Origin of the sequence: Nocardioides sp. BP30, assembly GCF_029873215.1 — a bacterium.
Classification (GTDB): Bacteria; Actinomycetota; Actinomycetes; order Propionibacteriales; family Nocardioidaceae; genus Nocardioides.
In genome coordinates this window covers 2,142,865-2,162,865 of record NZ_CP123620.1, presented here as the reverse complement: position 1 = coordinate 2,162,865, position 20,001 = coordinate 2,142,865, and the positions used below count along the sequence as shown (strand labels likewise).

The 20,001-nt window shown below is 70.9% G+C and carries 17 protein-coding genes; 5 read left to right on the top strand and 12 right to left on the bottom strand.

The features are described 5' to 3' along the window. Nucleotides 1-13 precede the first annotated feature (13 nt). From P5P86_RS10190 to uvrB, 5 genes are all read right to left on the bottom strand, one after another. Nucleotides 14-373, bottom strand: coding sequence for an MmcQ/YjbR family DNA-binding protein (locus P5P86_RS10190; protein ID WP_280607325.1), 360 nt, complete (start codon nt 371-373; stop codon nt 14-16). Further along, on the bottom strand, nt 373-813 hold the full coding sequence (locus P5P86_RS10185) for a VanZ family protein (protein ID WP_280607324.1): 441 nt from the start codon (nt 811-813) through the stop codon (nt 373-375). Before P5P86_RS10185 ends, P5P86_RS10190 begins: the two co-directional genes overlap by 1 nt. Before the next feature lie 5 nt (nt 814-818). Continuing rightward, nucleotides 819-2,078 carry an HNH endonuclease signature motif containing protein gene (locus P5P86_RS10180; protein ID WP_280607323.1) on the bottom strand — a complete coding sequence of 420 codons (1,260 nt, stop codon included), beginning with the start codon at nt 2,076-2,078 and terminating at the stop codon, nt 819-821. A gap of 375 nt (nt 2,079-2,453) precedes the next feature. Next, nucleotides 2,454-3,749, bottom strand: a complete 1,296-nt coding sequence (locus tag P5P86_RS10175) for an MFS transporter (RefSeq protein WP_280607322.1) — start codon at nt 3,747-3,749, stop codon at nt 2,454-2,456. A gap of 156 nt (nt 3,750-3,905) precedes the next feature. Further along, nucleotides 3,906-6,032 carry an excinuclease ABC subunit UvrB gene (gene uvrB / locus P5P86_RS10170; RefSeq protein WP_280607321.1) on the bottom strand — a complete coding sequence of 709 codons (2,127 nt, stop codon included), beginning with the start codon at nt 6,030-6,032 and terminating at the stop codon, nt 3,906-3,908. A gap of 96 nt (nt 6,033-6,128) precedes the next feature. Between uvrB and P5P86_RS10165 the strand changes: the two genes are divergently transcribed. Beyond that, entirely contained in the window at nt 6,129-7,382 is a 1,254-nt protein-coding gene (locus P5P86_RS10165; RefSeq protein ID WP_280607320.1) for a phospholipase D-like domain-containing protein, read from the top strand. A 13-nt stretch (nt 7,383-7,395) separates the two neighbouring features. Here P5P86_RS10165 and P5P86_RS10160 read toward each other — a convergent pair whose 3' ends face one another. Beyond that, a complete protein-coding gene (locus tag P5P86_RS10160; protein WP_280607319.1) occupies nt 7,396-8,307 on the bottom strand; it encodes a DNA-3-methyladenine glycosylase family protein in 912 nt (303 codons plus the stop codon). A 56-nt stretch (nt 8,308-8,363) separates the two neighbouring features. On the opposite strand from P5P86_RS10160, the gene P5P86_RS10155 reads away from it, so the two are divergent. Continuing rightward, a complete protein-coding gene (locus P5P86_RS10155) occupies nt 8,364-9,866 on the top strand; it encodes an ATP-dependent DNA ligase (protein WP_280607318.1) in 1,503 nt (500 codons plus the stop codon). A 47-nt stretch (nt 9,867-9,913) separates the two neighbouring features. After that, the gene (locus tag P5P86_RS10150; protein WP_280607317.1) at nt 9,914-10,657 is read left to right on the top strand and encodes a TetR/AcrR family transcriptional regulator; all 744 of its coding nucleotides are present in this window, start codon (nt 9,914-9,916) and stop codon (nt 10,655-10,657) included. A gap of 27 nt (nt 10,658-10,684) precedes the next feature. Here the strand turns inward: P5P86_RS10150 and P5P86_RS10145 are convergent, their stop codons facing one another. From P5P86_RS10145 to P5P86_RS10135, 3 genes are all read right to left on the bottom strand, one after another. Next, a complete protein-coding gene (locus tag P5P86_RS10145) occupies nt 10,685-10,879 on the bottom strand; it encodes a hypothetical protein (protein ID WP_280607316.1) in 195 nt (64 codons plus the stop codon). 82 nt (nt 10,880-10,961) lie between these two features. Next, entirely contained in the window at nt 10,962-12,344 is a 1,383-nt protein-coding gene (locus P5P86_RS10140) for a serine/threonine-protein kinase (RefSeq protein WP_280611245.1), read from the bottom strand. Nucleotides 12,345-12,414: 70 nt separating this feature from the next. After that, complete coding sequence (locus P5P86_RS10135) at nt 12,415-13,698, bottom strand: acetyl-CoA C-acetyltransferase (RefSeq protein WP_280607315.1); 1,284 nt, start codon at nt 13,696-13,698, stop codon at nt 12,415-12,417. Between the two features lie 129 nt (nt 13,699-13,827). On the opposite strand from P5P86_RS10135, the gene P5P86_RS10130 reads away from it, so the two are divergent. Both P5P86_RS10130 and P5P86_RS10125 read left to right on the top strand, forming a co-directional pair. Continuing rightward, a complete protein-coding gene (locus P5P86_RS10130) occupies nt 13,828-15,162 on the top strand; it encodes a 3-oxoacyl-ACP reductase (RefSeq protein ID WP_280607314.1) in 1,335 nt (444 codons plus the stop codon). After that, nucleotides 15,155-16,045 carry a MaoC/PaaZ C-terminal domain-containing protein gene (locus P5P86_RS10125; protein WP_280607313.1) on the top strand — a complete coding sequence of 297 codons (891 nt, stop codon included), beginning with the start codon at nt 15,155-15,157 and terminating at the stop codon, nt 16,043-16,045. Before P5P86_RS10130 ends, P5P86_RS10125 begins: the two co-directional genes overlap by 8 nt. Nucleotides 16,046-16,071: 26 nt before the next feature. Here P5P86_RS10125 and P5P86_RS10120 read toward each other — a convergent pair whose 3' ends face one another. The 3 genes from P5P86_RS10120 to dxs all read right to left on the bottom strand — a co-directional run bounded on the left by P5P86_RS10120 (nt 16,072) and on the right by dxs (nt 19,983). After that, nucleotides 16,072-17,010 carry an acyl-CoA thioesterase gene (locus P5P86_RS10120; RefSeq protein ID WP_348537897.1) on the bottom strand — a complete coding sequence of 313 codons (939 nt, stop codon included), beginning with the start codon at nt 17,008-17,010 and terminating at the stop codon, nt 16,072-16,074. Continuing rightward, nucleotides 17,007-17,942 carry a PAC2 family protein gene (locus P5P86_RS10115; protein ID WP_280607312.1) on the bottom strand — a complete coding sequence of 312 codons (936 nt, stop codon included), beginning with the start codon at nt 17,940-17,942 and terminating at the stop codon, nt 17,007-17,009. The genes P5P86_RS10120 and P5P86_RS10115 overlap by 4 nt, the downstream gene beginning before the upstream one ends. Nucleotides 17,943-18,087: 145 nt before the next feature. Further along, entirely contained in the window at nt 18,088-19,983 is a 1,896-nt protein-coding gene (gene dxs / locus P5P86_RS10110; RefSeq protein WP_280607311.1) for a 1-deoxy-D-xylulose-5-phosphate synthase, read from the bottom strand. Nucleotides 19,984-20,001 lie beyond the last annotated feature (18 nt).

Sequence of the window (20,001 nt, the reverse complement as noted above, 5' to 3'; positions counted from 1 at the left end):
ACGCCTCGTCGACTCAGGAAGGGCGCAGCCGCTTCGGCAGCTTGGCCACGACGGTCTCGTAGGAGTCGTCGATCGCGGCGAGGATCTCGTCATCGGGGATGGCGCCGCCGAGGCTCAGGGTGTTCCAGCCGGACCGACCGATGTAGGCCATCACGACCGCGTCGCCGGGATAGCGCTGGAGCCACTCATCGGCCTCCTCGCGGGTGGCGGCCGCCTTGATCCCCACCGTGGCGTCGCCCAGGAAGGCGAAGATCCTGCCGCGCTCGCCGGGCCCGACCTTGATCACGGGATGCTCGTGCCCCCACGGGTTGTCGGCCCAGGCACCCGGCTTGTCCAGGCAGTACGCCGTGAGCGCGGCGACGTCGAGACTCATCACGACGGCAGCGGTTGTCGCCGGGCCAGAGCGGACCGGACCACCGTCAGCGCCACCAGCGCGACGAGCGCACCGAACAGCGCCCCAGTGGTGTTGAGCAGGACGTCGTCGATGTCGGCAGCGCGGCCGATCTGGTACTGGCAGCACTCGATCGTGGCCGAGAGCAGCGCCCCGCCCGTCGCCGCGCGCGCCACGCCGTCGCCGACAGCCGCGACCAGGAGGAACCCGATGGGCACGAACATCGCGATGTTGCCGACGATGTTCACCAGGCCGGTGCGGACGCTCAGGTTGTGCAGCTCGAGCCAGATGTCGTGTCCTGGCCGGAGGTTGAGGGTGCGCGCGCCCACGGAGGCGCCCGGGCTGAGCGTCACGCCGAGCACCACGGCGACGGATGCGAGCAGCAGGCACCAACCCGTCAGCCGGGCCAGGGGCACGCTCACCGGAGTCACGCTCCCAACGTAAGACGCCGTCGGTGCCGACCGACGCCGCCACGCCTGGCTCTGTGTTGGAAGCGGTAGCGGCCGTCGGGGAGCCTGATCGTCTCGTACGTCGGGTCGTGGGCGCGTCTGTGGTGGTGGCCGCAGAGCAGGGATCCGTGTTTCAGGTCGGTGTGGCCGCCGGTTGACCAGGGTTGGTCGTGGTGGGCGTCGCACCACGTAGTGGGGACGGTGCAGCCTTCGGCTCGGCAGTGTTTGTCGCGGAGCGCGAGGGCTTTGCGTTGGGGGCCGGTGAAGAGTCGTCGGGTCCGGCCCAGATCAAGGGGCTCGGAGTTGCCGCCGAGGACGGCGGGGATGATCCCCGCGGTGCAGGCCAGGCGTCGGGTCTCCCCGGTGCTGATCGGGGTGCCGTCATCGAGCCACGCGACACCGAGGTCGGCCTGCAGCTGGTCCAGCGTCATGGTCACCACCACCGTGGTGGCGTCGCCGCCGTGGGCGGGGAGTCGGGTGGGGTCGGTGTTCTCCAGGAGTTGGGCGAACGCGTGCGCGAGGAGCCGGCTGCGGGGCTGGACCCGGCCGTCGGCCTCCAGGGCGGCTACCCGGGGTTGGGTGTAGGCCTGCAGGTAGGTCCGCAACCGGTGACCGACCGTCTCGGGGACGATGCCGTGGATGCGGGTCGTCCCGTCACCTTGGTCGGTGATCGACAGCGTCGCTCTCGCTTGGGCCTGTTCCTCGAGCCGCTGGATCGCTGCGGCTTCGGCGGCTTCGGCAATGTCGGGGGCGATGACCTCCAACAGGTGGCTGGTGAGGCGGCGCAGGTCTTTGGGGCGGTGCTTGCCGGCGAGGTCGCACAGCGTGGCCTCTGCGTGGGTGAGGATCTCGGGATCGAGGTCGTCGGGTAGGTCCTCCAGGCCGTGGAGGATGACGCGGGCGTGCTCGAGACTGAACGCACCGCGTGCGAGCCTTGCCCGCACCACCGGCCGACCCTCCAACTCCCGGGCCAACCGAAGGGTGGCGTGCGCGGCGGGACTCTCGACCCGCTGCTGCGCGATGAGCCAGGCTGCGACATCGCGGGCACCGACCTCCTCGGCCAGGTCCTGTGCGGAGGCGATCACGCGGAGGCGTAGCTCGGCGACCCGTGCGGTGATCTGCTCCAGTCGTGCGAGCGCTTCTGCCTTGTCCGGTGTCGCGAGGAAGACCGGGTTCGCCTCGGTGGCGTCATCGAGGGCAGCGTTGATGGTGGCGAGTGTCGCCTGGATCTGATGCATGGGGACCACCACCGAGAGAGATCAATTCGAACGCATGTTCGAAGTCTAGGTGGTCGGATGTGTGTGGTCAACCTTCTTTCAACAACCAGACCAGGGCGGAAATCTCGTCGTACTGGATCACAGCCATGGTGGCCCGACGCAACCGTAGGGAAGGCTCCCGACCCGGCCAAGACACCGGGCCACGCTGGGACTGGCCCACGCTTCTCGTTTTTCCCTGCACCAACCCCGAACGACGGCCGGTGTCGCAGGCCCGACTCAACCCGGACGCAGGCCCGACTCAACCCGGACGCAGGCCCGACTCAACCCGGACGCAGGCCCGACTCGAGCCGAACAACCTGACGCCTCAACGGTCACGGAGTGACGGCTCGACGAGCGTCAGAGGACTGCCCGGACCATGCTGTCGCCGGAGTCCACCGAGGCCCGCTGCACCCTCGCTCGGACTACCCGCCGCTGGCGCAGGATCATCGCGACACCGAGCGCCCAGAGGAGGTACTGGAAGGACATCGCCCAGTGGAAGGCGGCATCGGTGTAGTCGGTGCCGCCGCCCGGGGTGCGCCAGTCCAGGATGAAGCCCACGGCGACGATCGTGATCAGTGCCGCGACGAACCCGGCGACGTTGATGATGCCGCTCGCGCTGGCGAGACGGTGGCCCGGGTTGCTGGTCCGACCCACGTCGAAGCCGATCATCGAGCCGGGACCGCCGCAACCGGCGACGAACACGGTGAGGGCGAGCAGCCAGTACGGCGCATGGCCCGGCCACAGCAGGACGACGGTCCAGCACAGGACGATCGCGGCGACGATGACCAGCGCCAACGAGGATCGGTGCCAGGGGTGACGACCGACCAGCCAGCCGAGGACGGGGCCGGCGACGATGTTGGCGACCACGATCAGGCTCAACAGGCTGCCGGCGGCGCCGTCGGAGAGGTGCTCGCCCTCGACGAAGAACGGATAGCCCCACAGCAGCGCCAGCATGGTCGCGCTGAACGGCGTGGTGAAGTGCACCCAGAAGCCGAGCCGGGTGCCGGGCTGGGCCCAGGACGAGCGCAGGTTGCGGCCCAGGTCCGGCAGGCTGAGCGCCGTTCCGCGCTGGTGGCGCGAGCCGGGGCTGTCGCGCAGGAAGAGCAGCATCGGCACGAGGAGGACCGGGCCGGCGCCGGCGGCGATCAGGTACGCCGCATGCCAACCCAGGTGGCTCAGCGCCCACGTCATGGGTACCGCCGCGAACAGCGCGCCCAGCTGGCCCACGTTGCCGGTCAGCTGGGTGACCAGGGGGATGCGCCGCAGCGGGAACCAGGCACTGACCAACCGCAGCACGCAGATGAAGGTCATCGCGTCGCCCATCCCGACGAACACGCGGGCGATCAGCGCCTCCGGGTAGGTCGTCGCCAACGCGAACCCGGTCTGCGCTGCGCTCATCACCAGCAGGCCACCGGTGAGCACGGTCCGCGAGCCGAACCGGTCCACCATCAGGCCCACCGGGATCTGCATGCCCGCGTAGACGAGCAGCTGGAGCATCGCGAACGTGGAGAGCTGGCCTGCGCTGATGTGGAACCGATCGGTCGCGATCAGCCCGGCCACCGCGAGACTGCTGCGATTGAACACCGCCAGCAGGTAGACCGCTACGCCGACGCCCCAGACCAACCAGGCTCGCGAGGCTGGGGCAGGGTCCACCACTCGATTTTAGAGCTCGCGCCGGGCCGACGGAAATCACCTGCGAGGCGCCGCGACCGCTCACTCCAGCAGGCGCTCTACCGGTCGCCGGCGCCCGCGATCGTCAGGAGCCCGGCGCCGGCTACCTCATGTGGTCGCCGGCGCTCGCGCTGCTCCTCACTTCGTCGCTTCCATCATCTGGCGCAGCTCCTTCTTCAGGTCGCCGATCTCGTCGCGCAGGCGGGCGGCGACCTCGAACTGCAGCTCGGCGGCGGCGCCCTTCATCTGCTCGGTGAGGTCCTGGATGAGCTGCGCGAGGTCGGTGGAGGGAAGGCCGACGAGGCCGTGCTGGCGCGCCTCGACGGCACGCTCGCCGAGCACCGGCGTCGGCGACTTCTTCCGCACGCCGCCGGCTCGGCCCTTGGCCTCCGTCCCGGCCCAGGTCTGCAGCAGCGCCTCGGTGTCCTCACCCTCGCGGGCGAGCATGTCGGTGATGTCGGCGATCTTCTTGCGCAGCGGCTGCGGGTCGATGCCGTGCTCGGTGTTGTAGGCGACCTGGATCGCCCGGCGACGGTTGGTCTCCTCGATCGCGGACTCCATCGACGGTGTGATGCGGTCGGCGTACATGTGGACCTGGCCGGACACGTTGCGCGCCGCTCGACCGATGGTCTGGATCAGCGACTTGTCCGACCGCAGGAAGCCCTCCTTGTCCGCGTCCAGGATCGCCACCAGGGAGACCTCGGGCAGGTCGAGGCCCTCGCGCAGCAGGTTGATGCCGACGAGGACGTCGTACTCGCCCAGGCGGAGGTCGCGCAGGAGCTCCACCCGCTTGAGGGTGTCGACCTCGGAGTGCAGGTAGCGGGTGCGGATGCCGGCGTCGAGGAGGTAGTCGGTCAGGTCCTCCGACATCTTCTTGGTCAGCGTGGTGACCAGGACACGCTCGTTCTTCTCGGTGCGGAGCTTGATCTCGTGGATGAGGTCGTCGATCTGGCCCTTGGTCGGCTTCACGATCACCTCGGGGTCGATCAGACCCGTCGGACGGATGATCTGCTGGACGGTGTCACCACCGACCTTGTCGAGCTCGTAGTCGCCCGGGGTCGCGGACAGGTAGATGGTCTGGCCGATCCGCTCCAGGAACTCCTCCCAGCGCAGCGGCCGGTTGTCCATGGCGCTCGGCAGCCGGAAGCCGTGGTCGACGAGGTTGCGCTTGCGCGACATGTCGCCCTCGTACATCCCGCCGATCTGCGGCACCGCGACGTGCGACTCGTCGACGACGAGGACGAAGTCCTCGGGGAAGTAGTCGAGCAGGCAGTTGGGCGCGCTCCCCCGGCTGCGGCCGTCGATGTGCATCGAGTAGTTCTCGATACCGGAGCAGGAGCCGACCTGGCGCATCATCTCGATGTCGTAGGTGGTGCGCATCCGCAGCCGCTGGGCCTCCAGCAGCTTGCCCTCGCGCTCGAACTTGGCGAGCTGGTCCTCCAGCTCGAGCTCGATGCCACGGATCGCGCGCTCCATCCGCTCCGGACCGGCGACGTAGTGGGTGGCCGGGAAGACATAGAGCTCCTGGTCCTCGGTGAGCACCTCGCCGGTCACGGCGTGCAAGGACATCAGGCGCTCGATCTCGTCGCCGAAGAACTCGATCCGGACGGCGTGCTCCTCATAGACCGGGAAGATCTCCAAGGTGTCCCCGCGCACGCGGAACGTGCCGCGGGTGAAGGCCATGTCGTTGCGGGTGTACTGGATCTCGACGAGCCGGCGCAGGATCGAGTCACGGTCGTGCTCCTCGCCGACGCGCAGCCGGATCATCCTGTCGACGTACTCCTGCGGCGTGCCCAGGCCGTAGATGCAGGAGACCGTCGAGACCACGATGACGTCGCGGCGGGTGAGCAGCGAGTTGGTCGCCGAGTGCCGCAGCCGCTCCACCTCCTCGTTGATCGAGGAGTCCTTCTCGATGTAGGTGTCCGTCTGCGGGACGTAGGCCTCGGGCTGGTAGTAGTCGTAGTAGCTGACGAAGTACTCGACCGCGTTGTCCGGGAAGAGCTGGCGCAGCTCGTTGGCGAACTGGGCGGCCAGCGTCTTGTTCGGCTGCAGCACCAGCACCGGGCGCTGCAGCTGCTCGGTGACCCACGCGACGGTGGCGGTCTTGCCGGTGCCGGTCGCACCCAGCAGCACGACGTCCTCCACACCGGCCTTGATCCGCTTCGAGATCTCGGCGATGGCCGCCGGCTGGTCACCGCTCGGCTGGTAGTCGGAGATGACCTCGAACGGCGCCACCCGGCGCTCGAGATCGGTCACAGGTCGCATACCAAGAGCCTACGCATCACCCCCGACAACCTTGCCCGCCCCGACCACCACGGCGGTCGCGGCTCGTCGCACCGGCGCGTGCCCTAGATTGGCGATGTGAGAGCACCCGACCCAGAGCGGCTCGCCCGCGTCGTCCGCCGTACTCTCCTGACCGTCGTCCTGACCCCGATCGCGCTCGCGATCGTGATGACGCTGGTCGACGGCTACCGCAGCCGCGGCAAGCGGCCCAAGCCGTTCCCCGTCACACCGCCGCGGGCGACAGCCGTCGGCGAGAGCACGATCACGACGTACACCTTCGGCCAGGACCTGTACGCCGACATGATCCGGGCGATCGAGGGCGCGCAGAAGCAGGTGCTGTTCGAGAGCTACATCTGGAAGGGCGACGAGGTCGGCCAGCGGTTCAAGATCGCCCTGATGGACGCGGCCGCACGCGGGGTCGAGGTCTACTGCGTCTTCGACTCCTTCGCCAACCTCGTCGTGCCGGCGCGGTTCAAGCGGATGCCGGCCGGGATCAAGGTGCTGCGCTACCCGATCTATCCCGCCGGCTGGCGGTTCTTCGACTTCCGGCGCTACGGCCGCGACCACCGCAAGATCCTCGTGGTCGACGAGGAGGCCGCCTTCATCGGCGGCTACAACGTCGGCACTGCCTACGCGACCGAGTGGCGCGACACGCACCTGCGCATCACCGGGCCGGGCGTCGTCGACCTCAAGCGCGCCTTCGCCGACTTCTGGAACCTCAACCGGCGCAAGCGGCTGGGCGCCTCGCAGCCACCGCTGCTGATCGAGGCGCCGAGCGCCTGGGAGGCGACGGTGCGGTTCCACCGGAACGTGCCGCGGCTGATGATGTTCCCGATCCGCGCGATGTACCTCGAGGCGATCAACAAGGCCTCCACCAACATCTGGCTGACCACTGCCTACTTCCTGCCCGACCAGGACTTCGTGGACGCCATCAAGATCGCCGCCCAGCGCGGCGTCGACGTTCGCATCCTGGTGCCGCTGAAGTCGAACCACGTCGTCACCGACTGGATCAGTCGCGGCTACTTCGCCCAGCTCCTCGAGGCCGGCGTACGGATCTTCCGGTTCCGCGACGCGATGATCCACGCCAAGACGGCGACGGTCGACGGCAGCTGGACGACCGTCGGTACGGCGAACATCGACCGGCTCAGCCTCTCGGGCAACTACGAGATCAACGTCGAGGTGATCGACCACGCCCTCGCCGAGTCGATGGAGGAGATCTTCACCACCGACTGCACCAACAGCCTCGAGCTGACCATGGCCGAGTGGCAGGCGCGCGACGTGCACCGCAAGTTCACCGAGTTCGTGCTCGCGCCGCTGCGGCCGTTCCTGTGAGGGCGCCGGGCGGTCACGGAAGGTGCGTCCGCGGCGCCATCCGGGGCCCGCGACGCGGGCGGCCGCCGCGCGCCCGGTAGAGCAGCCGCACCACGCGGCCACGATGCGGCCGGTACGGCGCCAGGAACGCGCGGAGCTGGTCGTCGTCCCACGGCTCGCCCGTCACCGCCCAGCCCATGTCCTTGGCGACGTGGTAGTCGCCGAAGCTGACGGCGTCCGGGTCGCCGTGCGCCCGCTGTCGCACCTCGGCGGCCGTCCACTCGCCGATGCCGGGCAGGCTGGTCAGGCGGCGCTCGACCTCCTCGCCGGGGAGACCGAGCGTGCGCTCCAGGCTCTCGGCGACCCGGACCGCCGTCACCAGGGCCCGGGAGCGCGCCGGGTCGACGTGCATCCGCAGCCACGACCAGCTGGGCACCTGGCGGATCACCGCCGCGCTCGGCTGGAGGCGTAGGCCGATCCCGGCGGCCGCGGGTCCCGGTGCCGGCTCGCCGTAGGTGGTGACCAGGCGGCGGTAGCCGGCGAACGCCTCCTGCCCGGTGACCTTCTGCTCCAGGATCGCCGGCACCAGGGCCTCCAGCACGAGACCGGTGCGCCCGATCCGGGGCACGCCGACGTGGCGGACCGCTGCTCGCAGCAGGTCGTCCTCCGGCTCGAAGCCGGCGGCGTCGTCCTCGCCGCCGAGCAGGCCGGGGAGGCTGTCGAGCGCCCACATGGCGCCCTCCCCCCAGGCGGTCGCCTCGACCTCCCCGCCACGCGCGCCGCGCGCCCGGACCGCCAGCGTCGCCGGCCCCTCGGGCGTGCGGATGCCACGCCAGTGCACGCCGTCGAGCAGGCGGTACGTCGGGTCGCCCGGCCCCCGCCGGTGGATCAGCAGGGCACCGAGGCCCACGTCGTACGGCGGGACCCACACCCGGGTCTGGCTCATGATCGACCACCCTACGCAGGCGTGGAATTGTCGGTGCTCTCGGCTTATATGGGTCCATGCGGCTCGCCACGCTCGTCGACACCTCCGCCGCCGTCGCGGCCACCCGGTCCCGCAAGGCGAAGGTCGCCGCGCTGGCCGATTGTCTGGCCCAGGCCGAGGGCGACGAGCTGCCGATCGTGGTGTCCTACCTGGGCGGCGCGCTGCTCCAGCGGCGGACCGGCCTGGGCTGGCGCTCGCTGGCGACGCTGCCCGATCCGGCACCCACACCGACGCTCGGGGTCCGGGAGGTGCACGAGTCGTTCGGCCGGATGGCCCTGCTGGCCGGAGCGGGATCCGGCGCGGCGCGATCGGCGGCGGTGGCCGACCTGTTCGGTCGCGCGACCGCCGCGGAACAGGCGTGGTTGCGCGGGGTCGTCACCGGGGAGGTGCGCCAGGGCGCCCTCGACTCGCTGGTCCAGGAGGCGCTCGCCGTGGCCGCCGGCGTTCCGCTCACAGCGGTGCGGCGGGCGGCGATGCTGGCCGGGTCGACCGTCGCCATCGCCGTGCTCGCGTTCGAGGGCGAGGGTGCCCTGGACGGCGTCGGCCTCGTCGTCGGTCGCCCGGTGCTGCCGATGCTCGCCGCCAGCGCTCCGTCAGTGGCCGAGGCGATGGCGAAGATCGCCGGGCCGGTCGCCGTCGACGCCAAGCTCGACGGCATCAGGATCCAGGTGCACCGCGACGGTGACGACGTCCTGATCGCGACCCGCACGCTCGACGACATCACGGCGCGGCTTCCCGAGGTGGTCGAGGTGGCCCGGTCGCTGCCGGTGCGGCGCTGCGTCCTGGACGGCGAGGCGATGACGCTCGACGACGCGGGCCGGCCGCGGCCGTTCCAGGAGACCGCCTCCCGTACCGCCACCCGGGGCGCGGCGAGCGCCCGGGTCGCGCCGTACTTCTTCGACGTGATGCATGTCGACGGCCGCGACCTGCTCGACCTGCCGTTGCGCGAGCGGCTCGAGGTGCTGGACGCGATCGTGCCCGTCGAGCACCGGGTGGAGCGGTTGACCACCGACGACGCCGAGGCCGCCGAGACGTTCGCCGCCGCGACGCTGCGGGCCGGCCACGAGGGCGTGGTGATCAAGTCCCTGGAGGCCGCCTGGGAGGCCGGCCGGCGTGGGTCCGGCTGGATCAAGGTCAAGCCGGTGCACACCCTCGACCTGGTGGTCGTCGCCGTCGAGTGGGGCTCGGGGCGGCGCCACGGCTGGCTCTCCAACATCCACCTGGCCGCGCGCGACCCGGACACCGACGGCTGGGTGATGCTGGGTAAGACCTTCAAGGGGATGACCGACCAGATGCTGGCCTGGCAGACCGAGCGCTTCCTCGCCCTGGAGACCCACCGCGAGGGACACGTCGTCCACGTCCGGCCCGAGCAGGTCGTCGAGATAGCCTTCGACGGCCTGCAGCGCTCCACCCGCTATCCCGGCGGTCTCGCGCTCCGGTTCGCGCGGGTGGTGCGCTATCGCGACGACAAGCGGCCCGAGGAGGCCGATCCGATCGATGCTGTGCGCGCTCTGGCCTGAGCCGGCACTGGTGCAACTCCGGGTTGCACAGCCCGTACAGTGGACCCATGCCCCCCCAGACCGATCCGGCGGATCCCACCGAGGCGTCGGCCCAGGCACCTGTGCAGGGTGTCGCCGGCGAGACGGCGCCGGACGGCCGCCGGTCGGCCGCCGCGGCCAGGCGCCGGGCGCGCGAGGCCGAGATCATCCGGGCGACCCGTGACCTCTTCGACCAGCGCGGGGTGCGCGACGCGCAGATCGAGGACATCGCGCGCGCGGTGGGCATCAATCGGGCGATCGTCTACCGGCACTTCACCGGCAAGGAGGAGATCTTCGCCCTCACGTTGGTCGACTACCTCGAGGAGCTCCGCGCCGCTCTGGTCGCCGCCGACCCGACCCAGGCCGACGCCACCGAGCGGCTGCGGGCCGTCGTGAGCGCCTTCGTCGCGTACGGCGTGCGCCACCCCGCCTTCGTCGACTGCGCCCACGCGCTGATGCGCCGGCGCGGGCCGGAGCTGTTCGACGAGATCTCCGAGAGTGCGATGTTCCGACTCGGGCGAGCGATGGCGGGCGCCATGGGACCGGTGCGCCAACTCCTGGAGGACGGCACCGCCGCCGGCGCGTTCGCGGTGGAGGACTCCACCCTGCTCGCCAACATGCTCTACGGCATCGGGCTCGGCGCGCTGCAGCTGGCCCATGTCGGGGTGCTGGTAGCGGAGACCTCCCCCGGCGTACCGACCGTCGGAACCGTCTCTCCCGACCAGGTCCGCGACCACCTCGTCACCGCCGCACTCGCTCTCGCCAAGGGCTGAGGGCCCACCTCCGGATCGGGCAGCGGGTCACATGCCCGGGTGGTGCACAGCGGCGGGCGCTGTCGGCGTCGCCTGCTCGTCGGCCTTCTGCACCAGCAGCACGGCGGCGACCAGGGCCAGCAGCAGCGCCAGCATGGCGGCGATCACGTGCCGGCGCCGGACGGAACGCACCTGGCGCTCTCCCCCGGGCACGTCGGCACCGATCTCTCGCAACGACTGCATGCGCCGGAGGTAACCTCGGGCCCCAGAAGGATGCACCCGACCTCGCCAACGGTCCCCACTGGTCTGGACCGGTCTCGGTCGGTCAGCGGGTGCGCTTGCCCTTCGGCGGGTGCGGCGCCTTCGCCTTGCCCTTCGCCTTGCCCTTCGCTTTGCCCTTCGCCGGGTGGTGCGCCTTCTTCGCCTCGGCCTTCGCCGGGTGCGACGCCTTCGTGGACCGGCCCGAGCTCTTCGCGTGCGGCTTGGGGGCCACCTGGACCGGATGGTGCACGACCACCTTGGTGGAGCGTGGTGTCGCGTCCGCGACCGCTCGCGCCGTGGATCCCGACGCCACCGTCGTCGGAACCGACGCGGTGGACGACGTCGCGCCGGCCGTGGCTGGTGTCGGGGCGCCGGCTCCCACCGCACCTGCGACACCTGCTGCCGCCGGTGCACCGGACTCGCCGGCCTCGCCGAACACGACGAACGCACCGGTACCGACGAGCACTGCCGCACCCGCGATCAGGAGCGCCGGCCGCCGACCCCGCCGACCCCGCCAACCCTGCCGACGACCTTCGGCGCGGCCAGGCTCGACCGGAGAGTCGGGCGCGCGGCGACCCGGCACTGCGACGACCCGAGTGGCCGACTCCTCGCGCAGCAGGGCGCGCGCACGCGCGGCGACCGTCGCGGCACTCGGCCGGACGGACGGGTCGAGCGCGACCATCGCCTCGACGAGCTCACGCACCGCGGCGGGCACTGTCGGGGGCAGCGGAGGCACGGGGGCGACGGCGTGCGCCATCAGGGTGGACACCTGGGTGTCGCGACTCAGCGGCAGCACCCCCGTGAGGCACTCGTAGGCCACCGTCCCCAGGGCGTAGAGATCGGAGGCACCGGTGGCCGAGGCGCCGGACGCCTGCTCGGGACTGATGTAGTCGACGGTGCCGATGATGGTCCCGGTCAGGGTCAGCGGCTCGCCATCGTGGTGGCGGGCGATGCCGAAGTCCAGCAGCACCGTCCGGCCGGACGGCGCCAGCATGATGTTGCCCGGCTTGAGATCGCGGTGCACGATGCCGGCCGCATGGACGACGGCGAGCGCCTCACCGAGCTGGGCCAGCATGCTCAGCACCCGCTCGACGCCCAGCCGCTCGCCCGACTTGACCAGGTCCCGCAGCGTGCGACCCTCGACGTACTCCATCACCAGGTAGGGGATCTCGCCGTCGACCCCTCGACTCTCGCCGATGTCGAGCAGCCGAGCGATCCCCGGATGGGTCAGCGCGGCGGCGATGCGGGCCTCGGCCCGCAGTCGGGCCCGGGCGACCTCGTCGCGGGCGGAGCGCAGCAGCTTGATCGCGACGTCGCGGCACAGCACGGTGTCGCGCGCGAGGTAGACCGCGCCGGACCCGCCCGTCCCGAGCAGCCGGCCGAGCTCGTAGCGCCCTGCGAACAGCTGCCGACCGGTCACGTCGGCGCTCGGCTCACCCCACGGCATCACGGACGGGAGGTACCCCCGCCCGTGATGCCGGATGCCTCCCCCCTCGACCGAGTCGAGGAGGATCTCCTCAGGGCCGCTCGATGATGGCCGTCACGCCCTGACCGCCGGCGGCGCACACCGAGATGACGCCGCGTCCCGAGCCCTTCTCGTCGAGCAGCTTGGCCAGGTTGTTGATGATCCGACCGCCGGTCGCCGCGAACGGGTGTCCCGCGGCCAGCGAGGATCCGTTGACGTTGAGCTTCTCCCGCGGCACCGAGCCGAGCGGGGCGTCCAGACCGAGCCGCTCCTTGCAGAAGATCGGGTCCTCCCACGCCTTCAGCGTGGCCAGCACCTGGGAGGCGAAGGCCTCGTGGATCTCGAAGAAGTCGAAGTCGTCGAAGGTCAGCCCGTTGCGGGCCAGCATCCGCGGCATCGCGTACGCCGGCGCCATCAGCAGCCCCTCGCCCCCGTGCACGTAGTCGACGGCGGCGACCTCCGCGTCGACGAAGTAGGCCAGGATCGGCAGGCCGCGCTCCTGCGCCCACTCCTCCGAGGCGAGCAGCACGGTCGAGGCACCGTCGGTCAGCGGCGTGGAGTTGCCGGCCGTCATGGTGGCGGCCTCGCCCCGGCCGAAGACCGGCTTGAGCTTGGCCAGCTTCTCCGCGGTCGAGTCGGCACGCAGGTTGTTGTCACGCTCCAGCCCACGGAACGGTGTGATCTGGTCGTCGAACCAGCCCCGCTCGTACGCCGCGGCCAGCTTCTGGTGCGAGGCGGCCGCCAACGCGTCCTGGTCCTCCCGGGTGATCTGCCACTCCAGCGCGGTCAGCGCCGCGTGCTCACCCATCGAGAGCCGGGTGCGCGGCTCCACGTTGGCCGGGATGTTCGGCACGATGTCGCCCGGACGGATCCTCAGCAGGGCCTTGAGCCGCGCCGAGGTCGTCTTGGCACGGTTGGCCTCCAGCAGGATCTTGCGGAGGTTCTCACCGAGCGCGATCGGGGCGTCGGAGGTGGTGTCGGTGCCGCCCGCGATGCCCGACTCGAGCTGTCCGAGCGCGATCTTGTTGGCGATGTACGTCGCCGCCTGCAGGCCGGTCCCGCACGCCTGCTGGAGGTCGACGGCTGCGGTCTCGGGCGCGAGCTTCGAGCCGAGCACCGACTCGCGCGTCAGGTTGAAGTCGCGGCTGTGCTTCAGCACGGCGCCCGCTGCCACCTCGCCGATGCGCTCGCCGGCCAGGCCGAACCGGTCCACCAGGCCGTCGATGGCCGCGGTGAGCATCTCCTGGTTGGACGCGGTGGCATAGGCGCCGTTGGAGCGGGCGAACGGGATGCGGTTGCCGCCGATGATCGCGACGCGGCGGGTGGTCTTGGTCATGGGTACATCCTTGCCTCGAGGTCTCTTGCAGAGAAGGGTATGAGAGCGACACCACGAAATGTGGACACTGAGTTACACCTCTAGTTACATCTGTACCGTCCAACGCGTCCGCCACCAAGGAAGCCGAGCATGAGCGACAAGTACCAGGCCTTCACCCAGACCCCGATCGGCAAGCTGCTGGTCAAGAACCTCGGCCTGCCCCAGCCGACGAAGCTCGAGCGGTACACCGCCGGCGACCCGTTGGTCCGGGGCACGATCCTGGTCGGCGGCAGCGGCCGGCTGGCCGACGAGCTGCCGGGGCTCCTCGACGTCCTGGGCGTGACCACGACGACCGAGCAGACGGCGGGCCAGAAGTACAAGGGGCTCGTCTTCGATGCCACCGGGCTCACCTCGATCGAGGAGCTCGTGGCGCTCCAGGAGTTCTTCACGCCGGTGCTGCGCAGCCTGCAGACCTGCCCTCGTGTCGTCGTGATCGGGACCCCGCCCGAGCTCCTCGAGGGTGGCGAGCGGGTGGCTCAGCGCGCTCTGGAGGGCTTCACCCGCAGCCTCGGCAAGGAGATCGGCCGGGGCGGGACGGTCCAGCTCGTCTACGTCGCCGAGGGCTACGAGGACTCCCTGCTCAGCACGATCGGCTTCCTGCTCAGCCCGAAGTCGGCGTACGTGTCGGGCCAGGTGGTGCGGATCGGCGCCCACGGCGAGCAGAAGGCCGCCGAGGTCGCCGACTGGACCCGGCCGCTGGAGGGCAAGGTCGCGTTCGTGACCGGCGCCGGCCGCGGCATCGGCGAGGAGATCGCCCGGGTGCTGCACCGCGACGGCGCCACCATCGTCGGCCTCGACGTGCCCGCATCGGCCAGCGAGCTCCAGCACCTGATGAAGGAGCTCGACGGCGACTGGCTGACGCTCGACATCACCGCCAAGGACGCCCCGCAGCGCATCGCCCAGCAGCTCCAGGAGAAGCACGGCGGCGTGGACATCGTGGTGCACAACGCGGGCATCACCCTGGACAAGAAGCTCGCCAACCAGACCCCCGAGCGCTTCGGCAAGGTGCTCGCGGTCAACATCGAGGCGCCCGAGCGGATCACTGCCGAGCTGTTGAAGCAGGGCGTGATCAACCCGAACGGGCGCATCATCGGGGTGGCCTCGATCGCCGGCATCGCCGGCAACCTGGGCCAGACCAGCTACGCCGCCTCCAAGGCCGGCGTGATCGGCTTCGTCGACGCGCTGACCCGCGAGCTGGCCGACGGCATCACCATCAACGCCGTCGCACCCGGCTTCATCGTCACCCAGATGACCGCCGCCGTACCGTTCGCGACGCGCGAGGTCGGCCAGCGGCTCAACGCGATGGCGCAGGGCGGCCTCCCGGTCGACGTCGCCGAGACGATCGCGTGGTACGCCTCGCCCGCCTCCACCGGCGTCAACGGCAACGTGGTCCGGGTCTGCGGCCAGATGATGCTCGGTGCCTGAGGTGGCGACGCAGAGCGAGGCCACCCTGGTCTCCGGCGAGGGCGGACCGGCGGCGCTGCTGCGCGCCGCGCTGCCGGCGCTGCCCCTGGTGGGGCAGCTGCCGGGCATCAGGAAGGACCGGGACGCCACCGCCGGCTTCGCTGTGACGCGGCCGCCGGTGACGGTGGAGCGCGCCCCGGTCGAGAGGTACGCGGCGCTCTGCGGCTTCCCGATCAAGGACACCGTGCCGCTGACCTATCCCCACATGCTCGCGCAGCCGCTGCACCTGGCGATCCTCACCGACCCTCGGTTCCCGGTCCCCGCCATGGGCCTGGTGCACGTGGAGAACTCGATCTCCCAGCACCGGCGGATCCCGATCGGCGAGAGGCTCACGGTGCGAGTCGAGGTGGGCAGCCCGATCCCGCATCCGGTCGGTACCGCCTGGCAGCTCACCAGCACTGTCGCCGCCGACGGCGAGACGGCCTGGGAATCGGTGTCGACGTACCTGCGCCGCGGACGACGCAACCCGGATGCGGCGTGGCCCGACGAGCTCCTCGACGTACCTCCGAGCGGACCCGTCTTCCCGCTCAAGGCGGACCTCGGCCGCCGGTACGCCGCTGTCTCGGGCGACTACAACCCGATCCACCTGACCGCTCTGACGGCCAAGGCGCTCGGCTTCCCCCGGCAGATCGCGCACGGCATGTGGACCAAGGCCCGCTGCGTGGCGATGCTGGAGAACCGGCTGCCCGATGCGGTGCGCGTCGACGTCGCCTTCAAGAAGCCGGTCTTCCTGCCGAGCTCGGTCGCCTACGGCAGCCGGCCGACCGAGGGCGGCCATGCGTTCTCACTGCACAAGCGCGGCAGCGACACCCTGCACCTGCTGGGACGCACGTCCGCACTCTGAGCGGCCGGGTCCGCGCCCGCCGACGGTCACGTCCGTGGCGGCCGGATGATCCCCTGCTGGGCCACCGTCGCGACCAGTCGCCCGTCGGCCGAGAAGACCCGACCCAGGGAGAGCCCGCGGCCGTTCTCGGCCGACGGCGACTCCTGGTCGTAGAGCCACCACTCATCGGCGCGGAACGGACGGTGGAACCAGATGGTGTGGTCGAGCGAGGCCATCTGCACCCGCGAGGTGTCCAGCGTGTGCGCCGCCAGGGACGCACTGAGCAGGCTGATGTCGGAGGCCCAGGTGAAGGCGCCGAGGTGCACGGTGGGGTCCGCGGGCAGCTCCGCGGCGATCTTGAACCACATCCGCTGCTGCGAGGGTCGCGCCGGATCCGGCTCCAGACCCATCATCGAGTTGCCCACGATCCGCGCATCCACGGCCGCCCACTCGCGCGCCAGTGCCTCGCCCTCCCGGTTGCGTCCCTTGCTCATCAGGGCGCGCATGTCGATGCCCTCCTCGGCCGGCAGCGCGGCAGGCATCGCGTCCTGGTGCTCGAAGCCCTCCTCGTGCAGCTGGAAGTTCGCCGTGAGATAGAAGATCTCGCGCCCGTGCTGCCGGGCGGCGACGCGCCGCGTCTGGAACGACCGCCCGTCGCGGATGCGCTGCACGTCGTAGACGATCGGTTCCATCGGGTCGCCGGGGAGCAGGAAGTAGGAGTGCATCGAGTGCACCGTGAAACCCTCGCCGGCGGTCCGGATCGCCGCCATCAGCGTCTGGGCCGCCACGTGTCCGCCGAAGGCCCGGCCGCGGTCGTTGGGCGCCGGTGCCCCGCGGAAGAGGTCGTCGTCGATCGTCTCCAGCTCCAGGACCGCGAGCAGGTCGGCCACCGCCTCGGCCGGGCTGCGGTCCGCGATCACCGAGTGACCGGGAGAGGCGGCGTCGGCGACCTCGGTCGCCGCCGTCACATCGGTCACCTCGGTCACTTCTCCCCCTCGCCCTTGTCCGGGTCCTCGAGGTCGGCGAGGAACCGCTCGAACTCCCGGCCCAACTCGTCCCCAGTCGGCAGCGGCTGGTTCTCCGCGAGCAGCGAGGAACCGCGCTCCTCGGCACGGGCGAACGCGTCGTACTGCTGCTCCAGGGCGCGCACGACCTGGGCCGTCTCCTCGTTCTCGGCGAGGTAGCGGGCGATCTCCTCGGCCCGCGCCTCGGCCTCGAGCCGCAGCTCGGTCAGATCGATGGTCAGCCGGCCTGCGAGCTCGGCCTTCTCCACCAGCTCCGCCGCCGCCTGCGGGTAGTCCAGCTGGGCGACGTAGTGCGGGATGTGCACCACGAACCCCTGGGCGTCGTGACCCCACTCGCCGAGCCGGACCTCCACCAGCGCCTGGGCGCTGGAGGGGACCCGGATCTCCCCGGTCCAGTGGCTCTCCTCGGGCACCAGGTCGGGGTTGTTCGCGTGGTGGGTGACCGTCAGCGGCCGCGTGTGCGGCACCGCCATCGGCACCGAGCCGAGCGAGATCACGTTGTCCACCTCGAAGCGCTCGACCACCTCGCGGACCGCCCTGGCGAAGGCCTCCCAGCGGTTGTCCGGCTCCGGACCGCTCAGCAGCAGGTACGGCGTACCGCCCGCGTCGTGCAGGAGCCGCACCACCAGGCGTGGGGCGTCATAGGACTCGTAGTGGTCGCGCACGAACGAGATCGCCGGCCGGCGGGCGCGGTAGTCGTGGAAGGCGTCGACGTCGAACGTCGCCACCACCGGCGCGGCGTCGGAGACCTCGACGAGATGCCGCACCGCCCGAGCGGCCGCGTTGCCCGCGTCCAGGAAGCCGTCCAGCACCTGGATCATGGTCAGCGGACCCTCGAACTCCTCGAGCTCCGCTACCTCGTCGACGATATGCACGAGCTTGGATCTCGACACGGCCTGCTCCTGGGACTTCCGGTTGACACTGTTCCGCTTCCACATGGCGTCGGGGCCAGCGTCGGCGCGTCCCACGATATTCCCAGACCGGAGACCGGCAGCGGGGACCCGTCCGCGTGAGGACCCCCACAGCGCTCCCGGGCGGCTAGGAGAGCGACGGCGCCGTGTCGGAGTCCACCAGCGCGCTGAGCCGGGTGATCGTGTCGAGGGCGACGGCCTGCGGAGTCAGGCCGATCCGCTCCAGGATGGCCGCCCGCTTGGCGTGGTCGAGGAACTCCTGCGGGATGCCGTGCAGTCGCACCGGCGTGCCGACACCAGCCTCGGCCAGCGTCTGCAGCAGCACCGAGCCGACGCCACCGACGACACCGTTGTCCTCGATGCTCACGACCAGCCGGTGGGCGGCCGCCAGCTCGACCAGGGCCGGGTCGACCGGCTTGACCCAGCGCGGATCGACGACGGTCACGCCGATCCCCTGAGCGACCAGCCGCTCCCCCACCTCCACGGCGGTGGCGGCCATGGCGCCCACGCCGACGACCAGGACGTCCTTGGTCCCGTCGCGGAGCAGGACGTCGCAGCCGCCCGCCGTACCCACCGCCGGGATCTCCTGAGGCGGAGCACCCTTGGGGAAGCGCAGCACTGTCGGCGCGTCGTCGACGTCGACCGCCTCGTTGAGCAGCTCGCGCAACCGCGCCGTGTCGCGCGGCGCCGCCAGCCGCAGGCCCGGCACGACCTGCAGGATCGACATGTCCCACATGCCGTTGTGCGAGGCTCCGTCGTCGCCTGTCACGCCTGCTCGGTCGAGCACGAACGTGACGCCCGTGCGATGCAGCGCGCAGTCCATCAGGACCTGGTCGAAGGCGCGGTTGAGGAACGTCGCGTACACCGCCACCACCGGGTGGAGGCCGCCGAGTGCGAGCCCGGCCGCCGAGGTGGCGGCGTGCTGCTCGGCGATGCCGACGTCGAAGGTGCGCTCGGGGAAGCGCGCCTGGAAGCCGTGCAGGCCCACCGGGTGCATCATGGCCGCCGTGATGGCCACGACGTCACGCCGGCGCTCGCCGATCGCGACGATCTCATCGGCGAACGCGTCGGTCCAGATGCTGCCCTTGGGTGTCTCGGCACCGGTGGCGACGTCGAACGGGCCGGGGCTGTGGAACTGGTCGGCCTCGTGCTTCTCGGCGGCGTCGTAGCCGAAGCCCTTGCGCGTCATCGCATGCACGATCACCGGGCCACCGAAGCCCTTGGCGTGCCGCAGCGCCTGCTCCATCGCCTCGCGGTCGTGGCCGTCGACGGGGCCGACGTACTTCAGACCCAGGTCCTCGAACAGACCCTGGGGGGCGAGCGCGTCCTTGAGACCCTTCTTCATCGCGTGCAGCACGTCGTAGGCGGTGCCGCCGACGCCCGGGACCGCGTTGAGCCGACGCTTGACCAGGTCGAGCACCTTCTCGTAGCGCGGGTTGGTCCGCAACGACGTGAGGGCAGTGGTCAGGCCACCGACCGTCGGGGTGTAGCTGCGCCCGTTGTCGTTGACCACGATGACCAGCCGGCTGTCCTTGGCCACGGCGATGTTGTTGAGCGCCTCCCAGGCCATCCCGCCGGTGAGCGCCCCGTCGCCGATGACGGCGACGGTGTGCCGGGCATCGCCGCGGATGCGGTAGGCCTTGGCCAGTCCGTCCGCATAGGAGAGCGCCGTGGAGGCGTGCGAGTTCTCCACGATGTCGTGCTCGGACTCGGTCCGGCTCGGATAGCCCGAGAGGCCGCCCTCCTGCCGTAGGCCGCCGAAGTCACCGGCGCGGCCGGTGAGCATCTTGTGCACGTAGGCCTGGTGACCGGTGTCGAAGACGATCCGGTCCACCGGCGAGTCGAAGACGCGGTGGATCGCCATCGTCAGCTCGACCACCCCGAGGTTGGGACCGAGATGACCGCCGATCTTCGCGCAGGTCTCGACGAGCAGGTCGCGGATCTCGCTGGCGAGAAGGGCCAGCTCGTCGTCGGAGAGCTCGTGCAGATCGCGGGGCGAGGACAACGACGCGAGGACACCCATGCCCGGCAGTCTACGACG